Below are 23,334 nucleotides of genomic sequence, written 5' to 3'. Positions count from 1 at the left end.
GAAGAACAAACGTTTGTATGTTATGATGTGAAAAAGAGGTGAATAGAGTGCCTATTGTTTCGAAAATATCAGTTCAAAAAAAGAATAAGCATCGATATAATATTTTTCTGAAAGATAAAGCCTCTGAGTATTACGGCTTTAGTGTTGATGAAGACTTGCTTATCTCTTATCATCTGCATAAGGGACAAGAATTATCGCAAGAAGTAATCGAACAGATTCAGGAAAAAGATGCCTCTTATAAAGTGTATACCCTTTCTTTAAAATTTTTAAGTTATAGAATGCGTTCTGTACAAGAATTAATTAATTATTTACAAAAGAAAGACATAGAAATTACATTTATAGACGAAGTTATTCACAGATTAAAGAATGAAGGGTTGTTAAATGACCTTGCTTTTAGTGAAGCTTTAGTTAGAACACGGGTAGAAACATCTGTAAAAGGTCCTTTATTAATTAAAAAGGAACTAATCGAAAAAGGTGTAAACCAAACAATTGCCGAAAAGGCGTTAGCTCAGTTCCCTTTTACAAAACAATATGAAAAAGTTGAACAATTAATCAGGAAAAAAATGGACCGGTCATCGAAGAAATCTTTCAAACAACAAATGGACTCTGTAAAACAGTCATTGCTTCAAAAAGGTTATTCTTTAGGCATTATTAATGAAGTATTTCAAAACATAAAAACAGATGTAAATAATGATGAGGAATATGAAGCAATAATTTATCAAGGAGAAAAGGCGTTGCAAAAATACAGGAAGAAAGATACTGGTTTTCCACTGCAGCAAAAGATCAAAGCAAACTTATACCGAAAAGGCTTTGAATCAGAATTAATACAACGTTTTATAGACGAATATGTGCTTGAGGAGAAATGACCACCCCTCCGTTCATAGATAGAGGAATGGTCAGATGATTAGCTTTTCACTGCATTTGTAATATGATCAATAGCTTCAAACACATCATCTACTACATGAGATGCTTTTTGTTGGACAGCAGCTGGCGCTGTAGACATTGCGTAACTATTTGGCGTCATTTCAAACATCGGAATATCGTTATAAGAGTCACCAACAACTGCGATCTCATTAGGTTCCATCTGCAGATGCTGAGCAAGAGCTTTTAAACCTTCCGCTTTACTGACACCTTTAGGAACAATATCTAAGCAATTAGGGTCAGATAGATACGATTCTATATTATCGGTAAAATGTGAAAGCAATTCTGTTTGGATTTTCACCAAGTCCTGTTCTTCACCAAGTAACATATATTTACTTGCATGGATACTCTCTCCATACTGGTCGAGGAAATCAATTCCTTCTATTAAAGGAAAGTATAAAAAGTTTTCGAGTGCTTTCATTTCTGCTGTTATTTTGGAAATATAGAGTTCATCTTTAGTTGAAATACATAAAATATTCTGGTATTTTCTCATTTTTTCATGGATAGCTTTACTATTTGAAACATCGAAAGTCTTTGTATAAATAGATTCATTCGTTTTTGTTTGGACAAAAGTACCATTCTGACTAACTCTATGTGCTGACTGATTAATTTCTTTACATATTTCTAAGATATCCCTGTCTAATCTGCCAGTAGCAATAGCAAAGTCTATTCCATTATCTGATAATCTCTTTATCGAATCTTTATCTTCTTCTTTAATTATATTACCTTTTTTGAGCAATGTACCGTCTAAATCTGTTGCGAATAATTTTACCATATTATATCCTCCCTCTATAACATCATTATAAACATTACAGCAAACTATTACGAAAAATTTGTTTAATTGTGAACGAATAAACTCCGTGCTAAAATAATAAGTAATTAACTATTGGTGGTGGGGAAATGGAACGCAGGTATAGTACGTACACTGTTGAAGAATTGCGTGCAGAGATTGGCATATTAAAAGAAAAAGTACAGAAAGCAGAACAACTAGGTAATGTTAGTGAATATGAAATATTGGAACGGAAATTGCAGATGGCAGCAGCCTATCTTGTAAATCCAAAAGACTTTCATAAAGGGGAACGATATGAATTGGCAGGTGACCCAGGTCAATTATTTGAAATAACATACATTAATGGTGTGTTTGCTTGGGGACATCGGATCAATTTACTCGGGCAAAAGCTTGAAAAAGAAGAAGCAGTGCCATTATCCATTTTACAAGTTCCAAATCAATAATTCTTCAATACGAGTGGTCAGCGGAGAAATTCAAAGTAGGTGAAATATATGCATGAGTCAATTGAAAGCTTAGCAAAAGAATTACAACAAACAAATCAGGAGTTATCATTGATCGAAGCGAGAAGCTGGGTCGAATTGTTATGGGAAGATTTTGAAACAACACGTGCAAAGGCCGGAAGGAAATATGAAGGTGCGGAAGTTACGCTGAAAATAGTCAGACATTGGATCAAACAATATGGTTCAAATCTTAGTGAATTTGCTGAAAGATATCCGAAGTATAAAAGGCTTATATATAATAATGATAATAAACCATTTCATTAAAGTTGATGGTAAAACATTGCCAAATCGGAAGCAAGCCAAGGGAAAGGCTGCTTCTAATTTGGCGGCTTTTTAAGTGGTAAGTTGTTTAATGGTATTAAGTTTCGTTTGTAACTTTTCTTCGGAAAAGACCCAACCTGTGTAAGAATTCATAATCCGCATATTGTCATCAATTTGAACGATTGCAACAAACGGGTAGTGCCCCTCATTACGATAACGAAGATCATAAAAACGAACCTCACTAAAGTCATCATATACATTCCATTCCCAACGATAAATAGGGGAAAAAGATAGAAATGCAGCAATATTCTTATCCCTTTTTGCAACAGAGAATAGCTCATTGGCAGGGACAGGTATCTTTTCGAATTGATCATCAACTTTTATATGACCATCTTCTACTCTTCCTACAAAATAATAATCTTTTGTAATTATAGCTATTCGCCATATGTTTTGTTTCGTTGTTGGTGATGTAGTAACTTTTTCAATATTTTCAAAATGTTGATGAATATAGCTGACAATTTCCCTCTTGTCGAGATATCGCTTAATATAATACAATAGAATAATGAAATAAATTACTAACCAAGTGTAACCAGGATTCGCGCCTAAAACCCACGCGATAATCCCAATAATATGGAAACTGAAGATGTATGGATCAAATGTGCTGATGAATCCATATGCTACCCATTTTTTTGTAAACGGCCGGTATGCTTGAGTGCCGTATGCATTAAAGATATCTACAAAAACGTGGAAGATTACTGCTAAAAAAGTCCATAACCAAAGATGGAGGAAGTTAACTTCAGGCACGAATAAATAGATGACTGAAGAAATTGCAATTCCCCAGAAAATCACGGCTGGAACGGAATGAGTAATCCCGCGATGATTTCGTAAATATGCGGCATTGTTCCGTAATTTTAAAATGGTATCGAAATCAGGAGCGTGGGAGCCAATGATTGTGCCAACCATTACCGCATTAAAAAGGGTTGAATCTTGCTGGACTACAGGATCAAGTGTAGCAAGCCCACCAAGAGCAATGCCCATTGTAATATGTGTTGCTGTATCCATCATAGCTGCCCCCTTATCATTAATATCTAATAAACCTTATCATAGGTGTGGAAGCTTACATATATTCACTTTACCACAGGAAAAGTGAAAATTAACAACATCATTGTATCACGAAGGATGAGCACTTGTGAAAAAAAAGCAATCAAATGAAATACTTATTACAATTAATATACCCCAATTCCGCGATGATTTAATCAATTGGTTTGAAGAAGAGCAAAGAGATTTACCTTGGCGTAAGAATCAGGACCCCTATCGCGTATGGGTTTCTGAAATAATGCTGCAACAGACCAAAGTAGAAACAGTTATTCCGTATTTTCAACGATTTATCAGTAATTTCCCAACGATTGAGGCTCTTGCATCAGCAGACGAACAAGAAGTTTTAAAATCATGGGAAGGTCTTGGTTATTATTCACGTATTAGGAACCTTCAATCAGCAGTAAAAGAAGTTGTCGAGAAATACGATGCAAAAATCCCCGAAGATCCCGACAAATTCGGTAATTTAAAAGGTGTAGGGCCGTACACGACAGGTGCAGTTTTAAGCATTGCTTATGATATGCCTGAGCCTGCTGTTGACGGAAATGTTATGCGTGTACTATCCAGAATATTGGTAATTCAAGAAGATATAGCAAAAGCAAAAACAAGAAAAATATTCGAACAAGCAGTTAGACAATTAATTTCTCATAATAATCCTTCTGCTTTCAATCAAGGGTTAATGGAGCTTGGTGCACTTATTTGTACACCTAGAAATCCAAGCTGTTTATTGTGTCCTGTACAGGAGCATTGTATAGCATATAAAAAAGGAATCGAAAAAACATTACCAGTCAAAACAAAAAAAACAAAACAGAAACAAAAAACTTATTTTGTTTTAGTATTAGAAGATAATAAAGCAAATTATTTATTAGAACAACGACCAGCTGAAGGTCTGCTTGCTCAAATGTGGCAATTTCCAATGGTTGAAACAAAGGAAGTAAGTGAGAACCTTCTCATTCCATTTATAAAGGAACGTTATCATACTGATTGTCAAACCATCGAATATTTACAACCAATAAAACATGTGTTTTCCCATATAACTTGGGAACTAAATGTTTTGAAGATAAAATGTGATAAGGTAAAGGCACTTAATCATCACCAGAGAATGCTTTCAATAGAAGAAATCGGCGACTACCCATTACCGGTATCGCATCAAAAAGTGTATAAACAAATCCTTCATTAGTTTATGTAGTAAGTAATGAGGCATTACTGATAAAACACTTCTTACGAAAAATTTAACAAATGATCGAATCAAATATTTGCCGAATAAAATATTTTCCGCTGGGTAAATTAAAGTTCGTGGAGGTGATTATGATGGCTAAAAGACAAAACCCAGCAAACCAGGCGAGCAAAACAAATGCTCAAGAAGTACAGCGTCAAAATCAAGCAGCAGCACAAGGCCAAGGGAATTTTGGTACTGAGTTCGCTAGCGAAACAAATGCTCAAGAAGTAAGAGCGCAAAATAGAAAGTCTGAAAATAACAAAAAATAATATTGATAAAAAAGCTCGGACCATTTTTTAATGGTCCGAGCTTTTTATTTGTATCTGCATCTGCAAAATAGTATATCCCGTTATTCAAAGCAAATTTATTTATAAAACGATATCCTTTTATAAACTTATTAGGACTCTTAGTTTCTTTAGCGGAAATAAGCGGGGTATATTTAGTAATGACTTTAGCTGGTCAAGTACGCGTATTCGCTTTTTTTATTTTTTATCGTTATAATAGTTAGTACTACAACAAAATTTAAAAAGGAGAAGATACGCATGGATGGCCTAGAACCAGGTAACACAATACAGATTCAAAGCTATAAGCACAATGGTCAGCTCCATCGTGTCTGGGATACAACGACAGTATTAAAAGGAACCAATAATCGAGTAATTGGTGCGAATGATAAAACATTAGTAACAGAAAGTGATGGGAGAACATGGATTACAAGAGAACCTGCAATCTGTTTCTTTCATGTAAAATATTGGTTCAATATTATTGGGATGCTTCGTGATGATGGGATATATTATTACTGTAATATAAGTTCGCCATTTGTGTTTGAAGATGGGGCTGTCAAGTATATCGACTACGATTTAGATGTTAAGGTATTTCCAGATATGACGTTTACATTGTTAGATGAAGATGAATATGAGTTACACAAACAGCAAATGAATTATCCGAAAGTTTTAGACAAGATTCTAACGAATAATTTAAACCATTTGCTTCATTGGATAAGACAGAGAAAAGGACCATTTTCACCCGAATTCGTTGATCAATGGTATGAGTGGTATTTAACTTATCGATCTTGATATCGGTAAATGAAAGAGGTGTCAACTAGTTTGAACAGTATAAAACGCTACTTGAAATTTGTTTACCCATATAAATGGAAAATTTTATTAACGATAGTTATAGGGATCATTAAATTTGGGATCCCTTTATTAATTCCTTTAATTGTAAAGTATGTGATTGATAATATAATTGGATCTGATGTTATGACGACTTCAGAGAAGTTATCGGAGTTATTTTGGTTAATGGGAATCTCGGCTCTGGTATTTATCGTATTAAGACCACCGATAGAATATTATCGTCAATATTTAGGACAATGGACAGGGAATAAAGTATTGTATGATATTCGCGAGAAATTATTTGATCATATCCAACGTTTAAGTTTGCAATTTTACTCACGAACGAAAACAGGGGAAATAATCTCAAGAGTAATCCATGATGTCGAGCAAACGAAAAATTTTGTTATGACAGGATTAATGAATATATGGTTAGATATGGTGACGATTTTTATAGCAATTGGAATTATGCTAACAATGGATGTATGGTTGACAATAGTCGCTGTCGCTTTATTTCCTCTATATGGAATTTCGGTGAAGATATTTTATGGGAAACTTAGGGCATTAACAAGAAAAAGGTCACAAGCATTAGCACAAGTCCAAGGGCACCTGCATGAAAGAGTTCAAGGTATTCCTGTAACAAGGAGTTTTGCATTAGAGGATTATGAACAGGAACAATTCGATAAACAAAATAAAAATTTCCTTGATCGTGCTATTGACCATACAGCTTGGAATGCAAAAACTTTTTCGATTATGAACACCATAACAGATTTAGCACCATTGCTTGTAATTGGTTTTGCTGGTTACTTTGCTATTACGTCAGGACTTTCAGTAGGTACTATTGCAGCATTTATCGGCTATATGGATTTGGTCTATAATCCATTAAGAAGGCTCATTAGTTCATCGACAATACTAGTTCAATCAATTGCTTCTATGGATCGTGTCTTTGAGTTTATTGATGAGAAGTATGATATAAAAGATAAGCCAAATGCGGAGAAATTAAGCGAGGTGGATGGGGAAGTCGAGTTTGAGCACGTTTCTTTCCGCTATGAAGAAGAAGAAGAAGTGGTTTTAAAGGATATATCATTAAAAGTTAAGAAAGGTGAAACTGTTGCATTAGTTGGAATGAGTGGTGGTGGTAAATCAACCATTATCAGCCTAATACCAAGGTTTTATGATGTAACGGATGGTCGCATTTTAATTGATGGCCATGATATCAGGGATGTCCAAGTAAGAACATTAAGGGATAAGATTGGGATGGTTTTGCAAGATAACATATTGTTTAGTGAATCAATTGCCGCAAATATACGTATGGGGAAACCACATGCAACAGATGAAGAAGTTATAGAAGCAGCAAAAGCGGCAAATGCACATGGGTTTATTTCTGAATTAACTAATGGTTATGATACACTTGTTGGTGAAAGAGGTGTCAAATTATCCGGTGGGCAAAAGCAGCGGGTAGCAATTGCTCGGGTGTTTTTGAAGAATCCTCCACTGCTCATTCTTGATGAAGCAACCTCTGCACTTGACTTAGAAAGTGAGAGCTTAATTCAGGAGGCATTAGAAAAATTGGCATCTGACAGAACAACATTTATTGTTGCCCACAGATTATCAACTATCACCCATGCTGATAGAATCGTTCTGATTGAAAAAGGCTTAATAGTGGAACAGGGAACACATCAAGAGTTAATGCAAAAACGCGGCAGCTACTATAATTTATATCATATTCAAGAATTAGAAGAAGGAGAATAAGCCATTATGGCAATATTCTCCTTTTCTTTTTTTTGAAGTTCAGATTTATACCTTCATGGAATTTATGATAACTATATAGCAGTTTCTGCAGATAAAGGATTTCTTTATGATATTCCATCAACCTTGAAGCAAGCGGGAGTAAACTATGGCGATCTTTTTCATCTTTTTCATAAACAAGAAACAATGTATCAACTAAATGAGGTATGTTAGGTGTGGTTATATCCTCAACCAGCTTCCTTTGATTCTTCTTGATTTTCCCCATTGCACTTAATAATAATCTTTCATGTGAATAGATTATTTTGTCTAGCTCATCAACTAAAACTTGCTGAAATTCCTTTGGGATTGTATCAATTTTATCATCATATTGGTAAATTGCTCGTAATGTCTCTAAAGATGTCTTTGATGTTACAATCATTTGTCGGAAGATAACAAGTTTGCGCATTTTAGGAATTCTTGCTTTCCTGCGGTATATTCGTTCTTCACTGTATAGTGAGTATGTATGATCAATATGTGCTATTTCCAGGTCTAACCGATCAATCTCTCCTTTTAATGCAGGGTCATCTGATAAATGTCTAGTAGAGATTCTTAGCCATTGTAATATATCTGCTGTCATTTGATCAATTTGCTTAAATAAACGCAATTCATATTTTGGTGGGAAAAATAGCATGTTGACAAAGAAAGCAGAAACGATTCCTAGAGTTAATGAGGAGAAGCGTAAACCAGTAAAGTTAAGCAGCATCATTTCCGTAGTTTCCATTACAGCAAGTACTGCGATAATCGCAAGTGCAGTCGTATTCTCGTTCATTTTTAAATACATACAAAAACCTATAACAATAATCGTTGTAAAGCCAATAATTAATGGGTCATTTCCTAATGTAAACACAATAAGTGTCGCAATTGACACACCAAATATATTTGCATATATTTGTTCAAACATGGTTTGGAAGGAGCGGTATATATTTGGTTGAATCGCAAATGCTGCTGCAATACCTGCATATGTTGCAGAAGGCAGACCAATTAAATTAGCAATATATAGGGCAACAGTTACAGCAATTCCGGTTTTAAGCATTCTTGCCCCAAGTTTCATAATATCACCTACTATTTTTGGTTAATTTTAGTATAACATGTAATGCTATTACCGACACTGCCTTAAATGAAACGAAAAAGTAGTGCTACAGTTTTTTTACACTGTTATAATGTAGGTTAAATGTAAAAAACAAAAGGATGACTACCTATGAGAAGAAAGTATGTCTTATTATTAATTTTTATTACATGCGTTACGCTAATCTGGTTTTTACAAGACAAACATAATGTTATTAAACCAGTAATAAAGGATGGTTATGTACAGATTACTCCTTTTGAGCAGCAATCTACTATTTATCAATTATCGGGTGAATGGGAGTTCTATCCCAATCAATGGTTAAATTCTAGCGATTTTCCTATAGATGAGCCGACATATATAGAAACGCCGTACTCTTGGGAAGATCATAGTATAATAAAACAACATGGTATTGGAACATATCGATTGCAATATGATATCTCAGAAGAGGAAATAGGGAAAACACATTCTTTCTATTTTCAGTATATTGGCTCAGCATATAAAGCGTATCTGAATGGTGAATTAGTAGCAGAAGTTGGAGAATTAGGCCTGTCTGCAAAAGAAGAAGTACCTTTTTTAAGGGATGAAATAATATTTTATGAAGCAGATCAAGTGAATAATGAACTGGTTATCCAAGTCTCGAATTATTCCTTTCGAGAGGGAGGGATAATAGAGGATGTCTATTATGGAGACCATTTAAATGTTATTTCTTTTATGTTTAAAGATATTATTGAGCAATTATTGTTAATCGGAGGATTCCTCTTCATCAGTATATATTTTTACTTTAAATTTATGATAAACAGGAATGATAAAACATTTCTCTATATTTGCTTAATTAGTTTCATGGCGATGATACGAACCTTTTTACTAACAGAAAATATGTTTCAGGTGCTTTTCCCTTCCGTTACATGGACATTGATGATTAAGATAGAATATACAAGTTTGCTGTTTGGTATGATATTACTCATTCAATTTATGTATGATTTATACAGGCAAGAAATTAATCAAAAAATCTATTATTTCACGTTTATTGTATTGACAGGCTTTCTTGTATTTATCTTACTGACACCAACATATATTTCGACTAACTTTTTATTGTTACACGTTACTATTATTTTATTCACCCTGCTATACTTTGTATTGTTTACAGGTATTAAAGCAATTATTAATAATAGAGAAGGAAGTATCATTAATATAATAGGAATTTTATTAATGATTATTGCAGCAATTGTTGAAACTATTTTCCAAAAAGAATTTGTGAACTTTCCGATGACACTAACGTACAGTATCCTGTTATTTCTAATATTACAGGGTGTCATTATTTCCAAAAGATATGACAGGTTATCCGAAAGAAACTTGGAATTAGCAAATTCTCTATCAGAATTGAATAACACGTTAGAGCAAAAGGTAAATAAACGCACCATTGAACTAGAACGAAAAAATAAAGAACTTATTCAGCTGCATCAAAGCAGATCGGATATGATGGAGAATATTGCACATGATCTAGGCTCACCGATGAACGCTTTTGAAAAACAATTAATTCTGATCAAACAAGGTTATATTAAGCCGTCCGAGCCATTACTAGATACACTTATACAAAAGACCAGGTCAATTAAACGATTAGCTAATGATCTGTTTGAATTGTCGCAATTACAATTGAAAAAGTGGTCAATCCATCGGGAAACAGTGCAAATTAATAAGTTTATTAATGATCTGGAGAACTTGTTTGGTTATGAGTTAAGCCAACTTGGGTTGAACCTGCAGACAACATGCAATATTCCCGAAAATTATTTGATCCAGGTAGATAAAGAGAGAATAATTCAAGTTATCCGCAACTTTGTTGATAATGCAATAAAGCATGGGGAAGAAAAAGATACAATACGGATTGATGCTTCTATCTATAAGGAGAAATACTTATTTATTGAGGTAGAAGACTTTGGGAAAGGGATTGAACAGGCAGAACTTCCTTATATATTTGATCGATTATATCGTACACAAAAAAGTTCAAACACAGGATCAGGACTGGGATTAACTATTGCAAAAGAAATAATTGAGCAGCATGATGGTGAAATCGGGGTTGTAAGCGAAATCGGGATTGGAACAAAGTTTTATTTTATGTTGCCAATAGAATGACGTAGTGGCATGATTATCCACATTATTTATCAAGAGGATGATCATGCTTTTTATTATTTAATAATTCAATTGCTTCTAGCCGGTTCTTGACATTTAGTTTGTGATAAATGAGTGTTAAGTAATTTTTCACAGTACCTGCAGATAAGGCTAATTCATTGGCAATTTCTCTAATAGCTAGCCTGTTTTTTAAATGTATTAATATGTCCTTTTCTCTTTCTGTAAAATCATCATCGAGCCACTCTGGTAATGAATGGTCGTCTAATAATTCTTTACTTTGCAGAAGGTAAAGAGATAATTGTTTGGCTATTTCGGGTGGCAATGTAGTGTTCCCTTCCAATGTATTACGAATAGTGTTCATGATATCTTGAAAATCACCATCTTTTAAAATGTATCCATTTGCTCCATGTGCTAATCCTTCTATAATATAAGATTGATCATTGAAAGTTGTTAATATTAATATTTTTAAATGAGGATATTTTGCCTTAGCTTTTTTAATGAATTCAATCCCGTCTAATTTAGGCATCTGAATGTCCGTTATCACAATATCTACTTGTAAAATATCAATTTTATAAAGGGCATCTAACCCATTCGGGGATTGCTCGACAACCTCCATATCTGGTTGAACATTAATCACTGTTTTGATAGCATCAGAGAACAGTTCTTCATCTTCCACTATGAGAATTTTGTACATATAATCCCCTCTTTTATTGTAGATTTTTACTTAATATACGTATTATAACAAATACAAAGGTTCCATAGTATCTTAAACGAAATTTTAATCGTACATTGTATTAATTTTTTGTTTTAGCAAACAATAGACAGCAGAAACTAAAATGTATATTGATGAAGGAGAAGCGAGATGAAAGGCAAAAAGTTGGATTTATATGCACTAGCTTCTATTCCATTAGTAATGACATTAGGAAATTCTATGTTAATCCCTGTGTTGCCAATAATGGAAAAGGAAATAGGAATATCTTCTTTTCAGTCAAGCCTAATAATTACTATTTACTCGGTTGTCGCTATTATACTAATACCAATAGCAGGCTATCTGTCAGACAAAGTTGGGCGAAAGAAGGTCATTATTCCCAGTCTGATTATAACTGGTGTTGGAGGAATATTGTCAGCGTATGCTGCTTGGAGCATGAATGATCCGTATTTAATGATAATGATTGGCCGCTTTTTACAAGGGATTGGTGCAGCAGGTGCTTTCCCGGTAGTCTTACCAACAGTTGGTGATATGTTTGAAGACGAAAAAGATGTTAGTACAGGGCTGGGAATTATTGAAACATCCAATACATTTGGAAAGGTTCTTAGCCCTATAATAGGCGCACTGCTCGCAGTTGTTATATGGTATTTGCCTTTTGTGTTTATACCGATTTTTTGTGCTATCGCTATATTACTTGTTCTATTCTTAGTAAAACCCCCTAAGGATGATGCAGTAAGCCAGAAGACTTTTCATCAATTTTTCCAAGAAGTGAAAGAAACATTCAAAAATAATGGCAAATGGCTCATAACAGTGTTTATTATTGGGTGTTTAAACATGTTCATATTGTTTGGGTTTTTGTTTCATTTTTCGACAGTGCTAGAAAACAAGTATAATATGGAAGGTGCAGGGAAGGGGGTTATATTAGCAATACCACTCTTGTTATTATGTATCGCTTCTTTTCTGGCAGGAAAGAAGATTGGCAAAAATAAAGTGATCATGAAGTGGACCATCTTTGCAGGGAATCTGATTGCTGCAGGTGGACTTGTTTTTGTGAAGACAGAGTTATCTGCATTAATGATAACAATTTTTTTATCAATTGCTGGACTAGGCATTGGTATGTCATTACCTGCATTGGACGCGTTAATAACAGAGGGCTTGAAAAAAGATGTTCGGGGAACAATTACGTCATTATACAGTAGTATGCGGTTTCTAGGAGTCGCAGCAGGTCCGCCAATAATTGCAATAATGATGGATAAATATGATGGAATTTTATACTGGTTTCTTACAGGATTGAGTATTATTGCTTTTCTAATTACTTTTTTCCTAATAAAACCTAGTTCAGATAAAAAACCAGAATCAATTATTTCATAGAAAAAAGAGGCCCCGTCATTATTTGGGACCTCTTTATTAGTTTACACATTCATCTGGCTGAAGGCGTAATTAACACATTCTATCGTATGTTGGATATCCTCTTCTGTATGAGCAATCGTTAAGAACCATGCTTCATATTTAGACGGCGCTAAATTAATCCCTTGTTTTAACATAAGTTTAAAGAATTGACCGAATTTCTCACTATCTGTTGATTCTGCTTGTGCATAATTCGTCACTTTTTCCTCACCGAAATAGACAGTTAATGCACCTTTTAAACGATTTACTGTAATATTTACTTTATTACGTTCAGCAGCCGAGATAATACCATCTTCCAGCATTGCGCCAAGCTTATCTAATCTTTCATATATACCTTCATCACTTAATACCTCTAAACAAGCAATCCCGGATGACATCGAAGCAGGATTTCCTGCCATTGTTCCGGCTTGGTATGCTGGTCCAAGTGGTGCCACTTGCTCCATAATTTCTTTCTTACCGCCATAAGCACCAATAGGCAGTCCTCCACCAATAATTTTTCCTAGTGCAGTCATATCAGGCTCAACTCCGACGATTTGCTGGGCAGAGCCATATGTGAATCTAAATGCAGTAATTACTTCATCAAAAATGAGTAATGCTCCACTTTCGTGGGTAAGATTCTTGACTTCTTGAAGAAATCCAGGCATTGGTTCGACAATACCGAAATTACCCACAATCGGTTCAACAAGAACCGCGGCCACTTGATCTCCCCAATGATGAAGAGCTTCTTTAAATGCTTTAATATCATTAAATGGGACTGTAATTACTTCTTTTGCTGTTGCTTTTGTAACACCAGCTGAATCTGGGTTGCCTAATGTTGAGGGACCGGATCCTGCCTGGACGAGAACCGCATCAAAGTGACCATGATAACAACCGGCAAATTTGATGATTTTTTCTCTGCTAGTATAAGCACGTGCTACACGAATTGTCGTCATTACTGCCTCTGTTCCAGAATTTACAAAGCGAACCTTATCCATTGACGGAATGGCTTTCTTTAATTTCTGAGCGAAGACATTTTCTAACTTAGTCGGAGTTCCATATAACACGCCATTTTCAGCTGCTTCCTTAATAGCATTAGTGATATGGGGATGAGCGTGTCCAGTAATAATAGGGCCATACGCACCTAAATAATCGATATATTTATTCCCATCCACATCCCAGAAATAGGCTCCTTTTGCCTTTTCCATATAAACAGGGGAACCTCCGCCAACTCCTTTATACGCTCGTGATGGTGAATTAACTCCTCCAACAATATGTTCTTGAGCTTCTTTATGTAAAATTTCTGATTGAGTAAATTGCATAGTAAAACCTCCATAATAAATAATGCATCATTAATTATAGCATTATCTATAATAGAGGAATAAATAATCTAACTTACATTACCTTTTTAATTTTCGCGATATATAGCCCCCTGATAAAGAAAAAGTAAATGGCATAGATAACTAAATAGCCGATAATTAAAGTGATACTAGGCAAAAGGATAGAAGATGCCAGCATATTGTGTAATGCTTTATAAGCAAAACTAGAGTGGAGTACAGCAAGCCCAAATGGTATGAAAAATAAATAGGCAATCTGTCTTGTTGCAATCTTTTTCATTTCTTTTGTCGTAAGACCAATCCGGTATAATGCTTTGTACTGTTCGATATCCTTGTCCAAATCTTGATACATTTTGAAATAAAGTATGGAACCAGCAGCTAAGAAAAATAATACACTAATAAATAAACCGAAGAAGAGGGTATGGGACAATGTAGTTTTCATTACATTGTAAAAATCTGCTTTCGAATCAATATTTGATATTATTTCTGTGTCTAGCTTATCGCTAACCTCTTCAACAATATCCGTATATTTAACCCAGTCTTTAATTGAAAATGCCACATACTTATAAATTTCATCTGGTTCAGCTACTATAGCAAATTGCTCGTAAATGGCATCAGCAACAACAGTCGTATAGCCTATTTGATAGATATCATTAACAGTAGCAGGTATAGCAACGGAATGGAGTTGGATTTGGTGATTTTGAGATTGTACAGTAATAGATTCTGGCAAACTTAAGCTGTTGGTTGTCATCAGGTGTGGTAACATGATCAATGTTTGCTGTTCATTATGTAATGGTTGAATAGCTGCATCAGTCAATTTCGCAAGCTTTTTGTAATCAGAGTAAGATATTAAATGAATCCAAGTCTCATTATTCATATTAGTAATTTGTGCTCTGGTTCGTTCAACTTCAACCAAGTTATAATCCAGGTTGTTCTCTTGAAAAGCTTCGATCACTTTAGTTGTTTCACTATCCATTTTTGCTATATTTTCACCTTTACTAAGATAAGAGAGATCATTCGGTATATAGGCTGATGCCTCTGATTCCGCACTTTGAAATGCACTATATAACACGCCAGAAGCTGTAAAGGAGACAGCACTCAAAATGGTAACAAAAAAAAGTAATCTTGCATGATCTCTTAGTTTATAATTCAAATCCGAAATGGTTAGTAAGTTCGTTTTACACAAATACAGACTTTTTCTTCTTTTTAGTAAGGAAACTAAAGCAACTGAAAATTGCGTGTACAATAAATAAGTTCCTGGGATAATAAGTAATAAGATAATGAACATCCGGTAAAAGATCGTCATAAGACTAGCAGTTGCGGCTAAATAGTAGGCAGATATCACAAGTCCTATTCCAATAATACTTAGTAACCATGAAAACTTAGGCACTTTATTCGGAGCTTTAGCCCCACGAAATAACTCCATCACTGCATTCGTCCTTAATGTCCAAACGACAATCAGCGAATTTAATTCAAACATAATGAAGTAACTAATTACTGTAAGTACAACTGCTTTTGGTGCGATATAAAAACCAAGTGTCCCTTCCATACCCAAAATCTGCGAAAACCCCATAATAAATATATTCGCAAAAATTAGTCCAGCGAGCACGCCTGATATAATAGATATAATACCAATAATTGTATTTTCCAATATGAGTAAACCGCTCAGCTGTCTTTTACTTATTCCAAGTGTCATTAACAGACCATATTCCTTTTTACGAGATCTGATAAATGCACTGGTTGAATATAATACAAATAAAAAAGAAAAGGAATAAATAATAACTTCAACACTCATAATTCCACGCTGAACATTTGCACGGAACTCATGACCATCTATTTCCGGGTGGTACATAATGACCGCATAAATAAAGAAAACTGCAACAGAAAACATACAGCTGAAGAAATAACTCAAATATTGCCTCGCATTTCGCCTTACATTGTTAAAGGCGAACTGTCTGAAAGTCATCTGTATCTCCTCCCAGCATTGATTGTACGTTTAAAATTTCCTGAAAAAATGCTTGGCGGCTATCCCCTTTGTCGATCTGGTTAAACAGCTTTCCGTCTTTAATAAATATAATCCGCTCACAAAAACTTGCTGCAAACGGGTCATGAGTTACCATTAGGGTTGTTGCCTCCTTTTCCTGATTTAAATGACTCAATGCTTCCATTACTTGCTTTGATGCTTTTGAATCCAGATTTCCAGTTGGTTCATCAGCAAAGATAATAGCAGGCTCATGTATGATTGCTCGAGCAATTGCTGCTCGTTGCATCTGTCCCCCGGAAATCTCAAAAGTCCGATTGCGTAAAATGGTGTCGATTCCTAAATGTTTCGATACTTGTACCAAACGTTGCTCCATTTCTTTTACTTTCCATCCATCCAATGTTAGTGGTAACATAATATTTTCAGCAATTGTTAACGTATCTAATAAATTAAAGTCCTGGAAAATGAACCCCATATGCTTCCGTCGAAATTTCGCCAGCTTCTCTTTTGAAAGCCGTGTAATGTCCTGATTGTTTATTTCGATAGTTCCAGCAGATATACGATCAATTGTTGAGAGAACATTTAATAATGTTGTTTTTCCACTGCCCGATGGCCCCATGACACCAACAAATTCTCCTCTGTCAATTATCAGTGAAATATTGTCAATTGCCTTATGCTCGATCCCGCGTCTGCTGCCATAGATTTTGGAAATATTTCTTGCTTCTAAAATTGCCAACCGTTTTCTTCCTTCCTTATTCATTATTGTAGTTTTATTATAAACTGTTTGACCGATTTGTTCCTATTGATAATTCTTTCAAATTAAAAAGGAAACCTTACAAATATGTAAGATTTCGTTAGTTTAGGCTGTTTCGAATGTTATGGTTACAGTAGTACCTTTGTTAACTAGTGAATGGACGGTTAATCGGTGATTTAATGCATCACAAATCTGCTTTGATAAATATAGTCCCATTCCGGTTGATTCCTGGTAATGGCGCCCATTATAGCCAGTGAAGAATGGGTCAAATACTTTTCTTAGATCTTGTTTCGGTATTCCAATACCTTCATCTTTAATATGTAATTGATAGACACCACTGGAATTAGTAACGGTATATTGAATCAGAGTATTTGTTCCGCTCGCATATTTAATAGCATTACTAGTTATTTGCTCTAGGACAAATCTCAGCCATTTAGGATCAGAATATATCGTTACAGAGTCATCAATGTCTACTTTAGGATAGACGTGGTTTCTAATAAAACTGGATTTATAATCTTGAATAGTCGTGCGGAGCAGTTCCGTGAAAGGAATCTTCTCCACATGAAAGTCTCGTTCAAAATGTTGTAATCTCGCCTGATACAAAGCTAGTTGAAGCCCGTGTTTAATACGGTCTAATTCTTCTTCTAGGTCCGCTTTGGTTGCATGTGAAATAGAACCTGATTCCTTTTCTAAGATAAGCTGCATAACAGAGAGTGGTGTTTTCATCTGGTGTACCCATTGCTGAATAAACATACTTTCATGCTTTTTTTCAGCATACAGTTTTTCTAACTCTTGCTTATAGGTATCATATTGTTTTTCATAATGTTCTTTTATTTGAGTCGTTAATTGATCTGGCGGATCTGGGAGCCAAGCTGTTTCTGTTGCGTCATTTGCAGTAAATTGATATAAATCCCTAAATTTAATATAGCGAAAAGTGTGATAGATGAGCAAAAAGAATGTAACAACAACAACCATATAAAATAAATTCGCATTACTGATGGAATAACCTTCAATTCCACTAGCTAACTGTGCAATCAATATGATAAGTGCGATTTGTGAATAGAAGAAAATAATTGAAGTCATTTGATCTTTTATATATGCCAACATTTCACATCACCCATGTTTTTTCTAATTTATAGCCCGCACCACGGATTGTTGTAATGGCATCAGTAATTTGCAGGTCTGCCAGCTTTTTTCTAAGCCTTGTTATATTTACGCTTAATGTATTGTCATCAACAAAATCTTGGTCATCCCACAATTTTTCTAGTAAGTATTCCCTTGAAACGATTTGTTCCATTTGGGCTAGGAGGGCTTGTGCAAGCAGAACTTCTTTCTTGGTGAGAAGAATAGTGTTCTCTTTATATGTTAGATAGAATGTCGATGTATCAAGAGTCAAACCTTCTACCTCAATAATGGAGCCGCTTCTATCTGACCGATACTCGCCGTATACGCGCCTTAGCAAGCTTTTGATCTTGGCTAATACTACCTCTAGTTGAAATGGTTTGGTGATATAATCATCTGCACCATTTTCTATTGCCATTACTTGGTCCATTCCGCTATCTCTTGCAGATATAAAGATAATGGGACAGTTACTAATTGCCCTAATTTTTCTGCACCAGTAAAATCCGTCAAATCGCGGCAAATTAATATCAAGTAGGACTAAATGTGGTTCATACTGCTTGAACTCTGCTTGTATTTTGTCAAAATCTTTTACTATTTCAATGTCATAATTATATTTTATTAAGAATTCCTTCAGAATATCACGAATCTTACGATCATCTTCTACAATATAAATTCGCATCACTTGTCATCACCTCTATGTATCTATCGTAAACTAATAACAGGAAAAAATAAACAGGAATTAAGGGGAGGTCCTCTGTTGATTGCAATCATTTCAATCCTATTAATATCCTTTCTTTTAGGTGGTAGTTTGTATGCATTTATATTTGGAAAGGTACATAAAAAAAGCTACTTCTCCTATGAAATTTTTTATACATTATTAGTTGTTTATTTTACTGTACTCACCTCATTTGCTTGTCTTTATTTTGTTTTGTCATTTCAAGGAGTACTTTTACTGGATGACGGTAAATTACATCAATTACCACCATTAGAAACGTTGGCGCATTCTTTTTACTTTAGTGGAGTAACACTGATGACCGTTGGATATGGAGATATTACACCAATTGGCTGGGGAAGACTGCTTGCATTAATAGAATCATTAATTGGCTATATATTGCCGCCAGCATTTTTCTTAAAGATTTGGCAAGGGAAAAATGGAGAACGTCTCAGTCGTTAATAGTTGAGACTTTCCATTATTTCAAGTAACCTAATACTTAGAAGTTGTTCAAGCCTTTTGAACAAAAATATAATTAGCAGTACTTTACTTAATGGAGGGATTTTTTGTGACAGTAGAAGTAGGCCAAAAAGTAGCAGACTTTTCATTAACCAACAATCAGGGCAAAACAGTTAAACTTTCTGACTATAAAGGGAAAAATGTAGTCCTTTATTTTTATCCTAAAGATGATACTCCAGGATGTACGACAGAAGCATGTGATTTCCGAGATAATTATGAAAGCTTTCAAGATGTCAATGCAGTCATTCTGGGAGTTAGTCCGGATTCAGAGGAAAGTCATAAGAAATTCATTGATAAACATGATCTGCCATTTGAATTATTAGTTGATGAGGAAAAAGAAGTGGCGGAACAATTCGGTGTATGGCAATTAAAGAAGAAGTTCGGTAAAGAATACATGGGAATAGTTCGCTCAACTTTTATTATTGATGAAGATGGTGTATTACAGAAAGAATTTCGTAATGTACAGGTGAAGGGACATGTGGAAAACGCATTACAATACATTCGTGAAGAATTAAATAAATAACTATATCAAGAGTGGAAGCATTAATTTGCTTGCACTTTCTTCATAATTTAGAAATGAGGTAGCCTCAATGCAGATTTACACTCGAACAGGTGATGCTGGGGAAACATCCCTTATTTATGGAAAAAGAGTTGCGAAAAATGACCTGCGTGTGAAAGCATATGGTACATGTGATGAAGTAAACTCCATCATTGGATTAGCTATTAGTCATCTATTAAGAATAGATGACTGGGCTGAAAAAGATGCGATGACATCCAGTCTTCAATATGTACAAACAGTATTATTTCATATTGGATCAGAGTTAGCGACACCACTTGATAAAGAAGTTAAATGGCAAATTGGAGAAAGGCATATTTTCCAATTAGAACAGGAGATCGATGTGTGGCAAGAACAATTGCCGGTATTAAAGAATTTCATATTACCTTCAGGGCATGTTGCTGCATCAACTTTACACCACGCAAGAACTGTTACAAGAAGAGCAGAAAGACTTGTTGTCAGTATGAAGAATGATTTGCATACTCCATTAGTTCTTCAGTATTTAAATCGTTTGTCTGACTATTTATTTGTTGCTGCCCGTTACATCAATCATCAATTAGCGGTTGAGGAACTTATACTTAATCCAGATATTTAGAATAAAAATCCCGTTTCTCTATATACTTTTATTGACAGGACAAGCTGAATAAGAGTACACTAATTATAAGAATTACAAAGTAATAATTGTATTAATACTGTTTATATTGTAAACTGGTATTAGGATAACAATAATTATTCGAATTTTTGTAGGAGAAAGTGAGGTGCATGGCGGTGTCTGAACATATGTTACAAGAAGCTGTTGAAAAGCTGAAGTCATCTGGGGTTCGAATTACACCACAACGTCATGCGGTGTTGGAGTTCTTATTGAATGCAGAAACTCACCCTACTGCTGATGATATTTATAAAGCACTAGAAGGTAAATTTCCTAATATGAGTGTTGCAACAGTTTATAACAACTTACGTGTATTCAGGGAAATTGGTTTAGTTCGTGAGTTAACTTACGGTGATTCCTCTAGTCGTTTTGATTGCAATACATCGAAGCACTATCACATTATTTGTGAGAGCTGTGGTAAAATAGTTGACTTCCATTATCCAAGTCTGGATGAAGTGGAATCATTGGCAGAACAGATTACAGGGTTTGATGTAAGCCATCACCGAATGGAAGTATACGGAGTATGCCAAGATTGTAAAAAAGAGAAGAACCAAATTGTATAATATTAAAATAGCACACGGCTTTAAGTCGTGTGTTTTTATATTATATATGGCAAATGTAAAAAGCCGCTAGAAATCTCAGCGGCTTTTTTGATCTTTCTTCTTTTTTGAATTGTAACTCTCATCAAATTCTTTACCTTCTAGATCCTTATCCAAAGTCAGAGGCTGCTTGCAATGCATACAAGCATCGACACGACCTAACATTTTGGTTGGCTTTTCACAAGTAGGACAGATAATTTGAACAGCTCTTGTAGACAGCAGTCCAATCCAGAAATAGACAACAGTACTGAAGACAATCGCTAATGTTCCCAAGATAATGAAAATCAGCATTAGCCACTCTATTTTTCGGAATAGTATGCCAACATACATAATTCCAAATCCTAAAAATATTAATCCTAGTGCGAAGGACCGAATCCGATTAATCTTGTTTTTATATGTAATTTCCGCCATTAGTTATCCCCCATAGAAAATCCTGATTTCATAAGTAGTATAGCATATAGGGGAAATGATTGTGTAATTTTCTACAGATAGAACAGTGCTAAGCAATGTTTCAACAAGAAAATGATACGGGTATAAAGTGTTATATTGGTTATTTTATGAAAGTTGTTAGAGGAATCTTGTGTTTTTTATCGAATTTTAGTTATTAAGAAAAATAAGGAGGAGTTTGTTTGGAGGATATCTTACGGCCGATATATCAGGAGCGTGCAAGTAATCCGAATACATTAGGCATACTTATAATGGAGAAAAGAGAGGAAATTAGTCCGGAAACAGATAACTTTGACACCATTTTACTCGTGGTTGTCGCTGATTCGGAACAAAAATGGCTGGTTAAACATTATGAGTATGAGGATAAATCAGCAGCATTACATGTAATAAAACAGGAAGTACTAGAAGACTGGATTAATACTAGCAGGTATCGACTAGCAATAGAATGGATCATAAACGGGAGAATCATTTATGATCGGAATCAGTATTTAGAAAAGTTAAAAGAGACATTAAGAGTTTTTCCAACTGAGAAGCGAAAGTTGAAGTTGGCAATTGAGTTTTCTAAATTGACCAGAAATTATACTGAGGGGAAGAACTTATATCATTCTGGAGACTATTTAGATGCATATAGTAGAATGCTGCGTTCTTTGCATTACTTAGCAAGGATTTCAATTATAGATAAAGGTTATCATCCGGAAGTAATGGTATGGAAGCAAGTAAAAAGAATTGATTCGCAAATTTATAAATTATATGAAGAACTTATTAGAAGTAAAGAGGATATAAAGAAGAAAGTCGAGTTAATGCTCATAGCGATAGAATTCTCTATAAATAAAATTATAGACATATGTTCTGACCATCTTTTGGATATTATGAGAGAAAGAAATGAGCCTTGGGGTTACGGCGAACTTAAAGTTCATCCAGAAGCAGAACCATATATATATGATCTAGTTAATGTAATGGATTATTTAATTACTTCAGGAAAAATCGAAATTGCTTTAGAGGAAACAAAGAGTAATGCAATCTTTCACCGTAAATATACTGTGAAGTAGGTAAAGAGAGAGCAACCACTGGTAAAGTGGTTGCTGTTTTTATAAGCATATGCAAAATTAGTGATTATGCACAATTGTGTGCGTACTACATATACTGTTTTTGCAAAGTGTATGAAGGCAGATGCATCATCAAACAGAGAAAACAGATCCATTCAAAGTTTTTTTAAAAAAGTTATTGACTTGAGTTTTAAATCCGTGTTATATTATTAAACGTCGCTGAAACAACACAGCAAAAACTTAATACTTCTTGTTAAAAAAACTTTCGAAAAAAGTTATTGACAAGATGAAGTTGAGTTGATATAATATAAAAGCTGTCGCAAAAACAGCAACAAACATTGATCATTGAAAACTGAACAAAACAACCAGTATGATTAAAAAGTAAGAACAAGCTAGCTTATAGAAGCGAGCAGATCAAATGGACGTCGATAAGTTCGTAACATCCGTGTTGCAACATCGACATCAGCACTTCCATGTGCAATTTTTATTGAGAGTTTGATCTTGGCTCAGGACGAACGCTGGCGGCGTGCCTAATACATGCAAGTCGAGCGCGGGAAGCAAACTGAACTCTTCGGAGGAACGTTTGTGGAACGAGCGGCGGACGGGTGAGTAACACGTGGGCAACCTGCCTGTAAGACTGGGATAAC

Annotated in this window: 24 protein-coding genes and 1 rRNA gene; 15 read left to right on the top strand and 10 right to left on the bottom strand. The window is 34.8% G+C overall.

The window, feature by feature from the left end:
• The first annotated feature begins 47 nt into the window (after window positions 1–47).
• A complete protein-coding gene (gene recX / locus ACFOY7_RS00125; RefSeq protein ID WP_390248154.1) occupies window positions 48–866 on the top strand; it encodes a recombination regulator RecX in 819 nt (272 codons plus the stop codon).
• A gap of 38 nt (window positions 867–904) precedes the next feature.
• On the opposite strand, the gene ACFOY7_RS00120 is transcribed toward recX, so the two are convergent.
• On the bottom strand, window positions 905–1,696 hold the full coding sequence (locus ACFOY7_RS00120; protein WP_390248152.1) for an HAD family hydrolase: 792 nt from the start codon (window positions 1,694–1,696) through the stop codon (window positions 905–907).
• Window positions 1,697–1,821: 125 nt separating this feature from the next.
• Between ACFOY7_RS00120 and ACFOY7_RS00115 the strand changes: the two genes are divergently transcribed.
• The gene (locus ACFOY7_RS00115; RefSeq protein ID WP_390248150.1) at window positions 1,822–2,154 is read left to right on the top strand and encodes a YfhH family protein; all 333 of its coding nucleotides are present in this window, start codon (window positions 1,822–1,824) and stop codon (window positions 2,152–2,154) included.
• A 48-nt stretch (window positions 2,155–2,202) separates the two neighbouring features.
• Window positions 2,203–2,475, top strand: coding sequence for a YfhJ family protein (locus tag ACFOY7_RS00110; protein WP_390248148.1), 273 nt, complete (start codon window positions 2,203–2,205; stop codon window positions 2,473–2,475).
• Between the two features lie 69 nt (window positions 2,476–2,544).
• On the opposite strand, the gene ACFOY7_RS00105 is transcribed toward ACFOY7_RS00110, so the two are convergent.
• Complete coding sequence (locus ACFOY7_RS00105) at window positions 2,545–3,534, bottom strand: metal-dependent hydrolase (protein ID WP_390248146.1); 990 nt, start codon at window positions 3,532–3,534, stop codon at window positions 2,545–2,547.
• Between the two features lie 127 nt (window positions 3,535–3,661).
• On the opposite strand from ACFOY7_RS00105, the gene mutY reads away from it, so the two are divergent.
• The 4 genes from mutY (at window position 3,662) to ACFOY7_RS00085 (ending at window position 7,644) form a co-directional block, all read left to right on the top strand.
• Window positions 3,662–4,747 carry an A/G-specific adenine glycosylase gene (mutY, locus tag ACFOY7_RS00100; RefSeq protein WP_390248144.1) on the top strand — a complete coding sequence of 362 codons (1,086 nt, stop codon included), beginning with the start codon at window positions 3,662–3,664 and terminating at the stop codon, window positions 4,745–4,747.
• A 131-nt stretch (window positions 4,748–4,878) separates the two neighbouring features.
• Entirely contained in the window at window positions 4,879–5,055 is a 177-nt protein-coding gene (locus tag ACFOY7_RS00095; RefSeq protein ID WP_390248142.1) for a gamma-type small acid-soluble spore protein, read from the top strand.
• A gap of 273 nt (window positions 5,056–5,328) precedes the next feature.
• Complete coding sequence (gene ntdP / locus ACFOY7_RS00090; protein WP_390248140.1) at window positions 5,329–5,859, top strand: nucleoside tri-diphosphate phosphatase; 531 nt, start codon at window positions 5,329–5,331, stop codon at window positions 5,857–5,859.
• Window positions 5,860–5,889: 30 nt separating this feature from the next.
• Window positions 5,890–7,644, top strand: a complete 1,755-nt coding sequence (locus ACFOY7_RS00085) for an ABC transporter ATP-binding protein (protein ID WP_390248138.1) — start codon at window positions 5,890–5,892, stop codon at window positions 7,642–7,644.
• Window positions 7,645–7,648: 4 nt separating this feature from the next.
• Here the strand turns inward: ACFOY7_RS00085 and ACFOY7_RS00080 are convergent, their stop codons facing one another.
• The gene (locus ACFOY7_RS00080) at window positions 7,649–8,731 is read right to left on the bottom strand and encodes an FUSC family protein (RefSeq protein ID WP_390248136.1); all 1,083 of its coding nucleotides are present in this window, start codon (window positions 8,729–8,731) and stop codon (window positions 7,649–7,651) included.
• Between the two features lie 147 nt (window positions 8,732–8,878).
• Between ACFOY7_RS00080 and ACFOY7_RS00075 the strand changes: the two genes are divergently transcribed.
• On the top strand, window positions 8,879–10,876 hold the full coding sequence (locus ACFOY7_RS00075; RefSeq protein WP_390248134.1) for an ATP-binding protein: 1,998 nt from the start codon (window positions 8,879–8,881) through the stop codon (window positions 10,874–10,876).
• A gap of 22 nt (window positions 10,877–10,898) precedes the next feature.
• Here the strand turns inward: ACFOY7_RS00075 and ACFOY7_RS00070 are convergent, their stop codons facing one another.
• Window positions 10,899–11,567: a response regulator transcription factor gene (locus ACFOY7_RS00070; protein WP_390248132.1), complete on the bottom strand. Its 669-nt coding sequence runs from the start codon at window positions 11,565–11,567 to the stop codon at window positions 10,899–10,901.
• A gap of 168 nt (window positions 11,568–11,735) precedes the next feature.
• Between ACFOY7_RS00070 and ACFOY7_RS00065 the strand changes: the two genes are divergently transcribed.
• Window positions 11,736–12,953, top strand: a complete 1,218-nt coding sequence (locus ACFOY7_RS00065; protein ID WP_390248130.1) for an MFS transporter — start codon at window positions 11,736–11,738, stop codon at window positions 12,951–12,953.
• Between the two features lie 41 nt (window positions 12,954–12,994).
• Here ACFOY7_RS00065 and ACFOY7_RS00060 read toward each other — a convergent pair whose 3' ends face one another.
• The 5 genes from ACFOY7_RS00060 to ACFOY7_RS00040 form a co-directional block, all read right to left on the bottom strand.
• The gene (locus ACFOY7_RS00060) at window positions 12,995–14,287 is read right to left on the bottom strand and encodes a glutamate-1-semialdehyde 2,1-aminomutase (protein ID WP_390248128.1); all 1,293 of its coding nucleotides are present in this window, start codon (window positions 14,285–14,287) and stop codon (window positions 12,995–12,997) included.
• Window positions 14,288–14,360: 73 nt separating this feature from the next.
• The gene (locus tag ACFOY7_RS00055) at window positions 14,361–16,268 is read right to left on the bottom strand and encodes an FtsX-like permease family protein (protein WP_390248126.1); all 1,908 of its coding nucleotides are present in this window, start codon (window positions 16,266–16,268) and stop codon (window positions 14,361–14,363) included.
• A complete protein-coding gene (locus ACFOY7_RS00050) occupies window positions 16,243–17,019 on the bottom strand; it encodes an ABC transporter ATP-binding protein (RefSeq protein ID WP_390248702.1) in 777 nt (258 codons plus the stop codon). Before ACFOY7_RS00050 ends, ACFOY7_RS00055 begins: the two co-directional genes overlap by 26 nt.
• A gap of 123 nt (window positions 17,020–17,142) precedes the next feature.
• Window positions 17,143–18,144, bottom strand: coding sequence for a sensor histidine kinase (locus ACFOY7_RS00045; protein WP_390248124.1), 1,002 nt, complete (start codon window positions 18,142–18,144; stop codon window positions 17,143–17,145).
• 1 nt (window position 18,145) lies between these two features.
• Window positions 18,146–18,841: a response regulator transcription factor gene (locus ACFOY7_RS00040; protein WP_390248122.1), complete on the bottom strand. Its 696-nt coding sequence runs from the start codon at window positions 18,839–18,841 to the stop codon at window positions 18,146–18,148.
• Window positions 18,842–18,916: 75 nt separating this feature from the next.
• Between ACFOY7_RS00040 and ACFOY7_RS00035 the strand changes: the two genes are divergently transcribed.
• The 4 genes from ACFOY7_RS00035 (at window position 18,917) to perR (ending at window position 21,158) form a co-directional block, all read left to right on the top strand.
• On the top strand, window positions 18,917–19,333 hold the full coding sequence (locus tag ACFOY7_RS00035) for a potassium channel family protein (protein ID WP_390248120.1): 417 nt from the start codon (window positions 18,917–18,919) through the stop codon (window positions 19,331–19,333).
• A gap of 106 nt (window positions 19,334–19,439) precedes the next feature.
• On the top strand, window positions 19,440–19,913 hold the full coding sequence (bcp, locus tag ACFOY7_RS00030) for a thioredoxin-dependent thiol peroxidase (protein WP_390248118.1): 474 nt from the start codon (window positions 19,440–19,442) through the stop codon (window positions 19,911–19,913).
• 67 nt (window positions 19,914–19,980) lie between these two features.
• Complete coding sequence (locus ACFOY7_RS00025) at window positions 19,981–20,541, top strand: cob(I)yrinic acid a,c-diamide adenosyltransferase (RefSeq protein WP_390248116.1); 561 nt, start codon at window positions 19,981–19,983, stop codon at window positions 20,539–20,541.
• Window positions 20,542–20,708: 167 nt separating this feature from the next.
• On the top strand, window positions 20,709–21,158 hold the full coding sequence (perR, locus tag ACFOY7_RS00020; protein ID WP_390248114.1) for a peroxide-responsive transcriptional repressor PerR: 450 nt from the start codon (window positions 20,709–20,711) through the stop codon (window positions 21,156–21,158).
• 75 nt (window positions 21,159–21,233) lie between these two features.
• On the opposite strand, the gene ACFOY7_RS00015 is transcribed toward perR, so the two are convergent.
• Entirely contained in the window at window positions 21,234–21,605 is a 372-nt protein-coding gene (locus ACFOY7_RS00015) for a YgzB family protein (protein ID WP_390248112.1), read from the bottom strand.
• A gap of 218 nt (window positions 21,606–21,823) precedes the next feature.
• Here ACFOY7_RS00015 and ACFOY7_RS00010 point away from each other — a divergent pair, with 218 nt between their 5' ends.
• Complete coding sequence (locus ACFOY7_RS00010) at window positions 21,824–22,690, top strand: nucleotidyltransferase-like protein (protein WP_390248110.1); 867 nt, start codon at window positions 21,824–21,826, stop codon at window positions 22,688–22,690.
• Window positions 22,691–23,170: 480 nt separating this feature from the next.
• Window positions 23,171–23,334 (top strand): 16S ribosomal RNA (locus ACFOY7_RS00005); the annotation flags it as partial.

Origin of the sequence: Gracilibacillus xinjiangensis (assembly GCF_042651765.1) — a bacterium.
In the GTDB taxonomy this organism is placed as follows: Bacteria; Bacillota; Bacilli; order Bacillales; family Amphibacillaceae; genus Gracilibacillus; species Gracilibacillus xinjiangensis.
The sequence above is the reverse complement of the archived record's forward strand: the minus strand, read 5'-3'. Positions and strand labels throughout refer to the sequence as shown.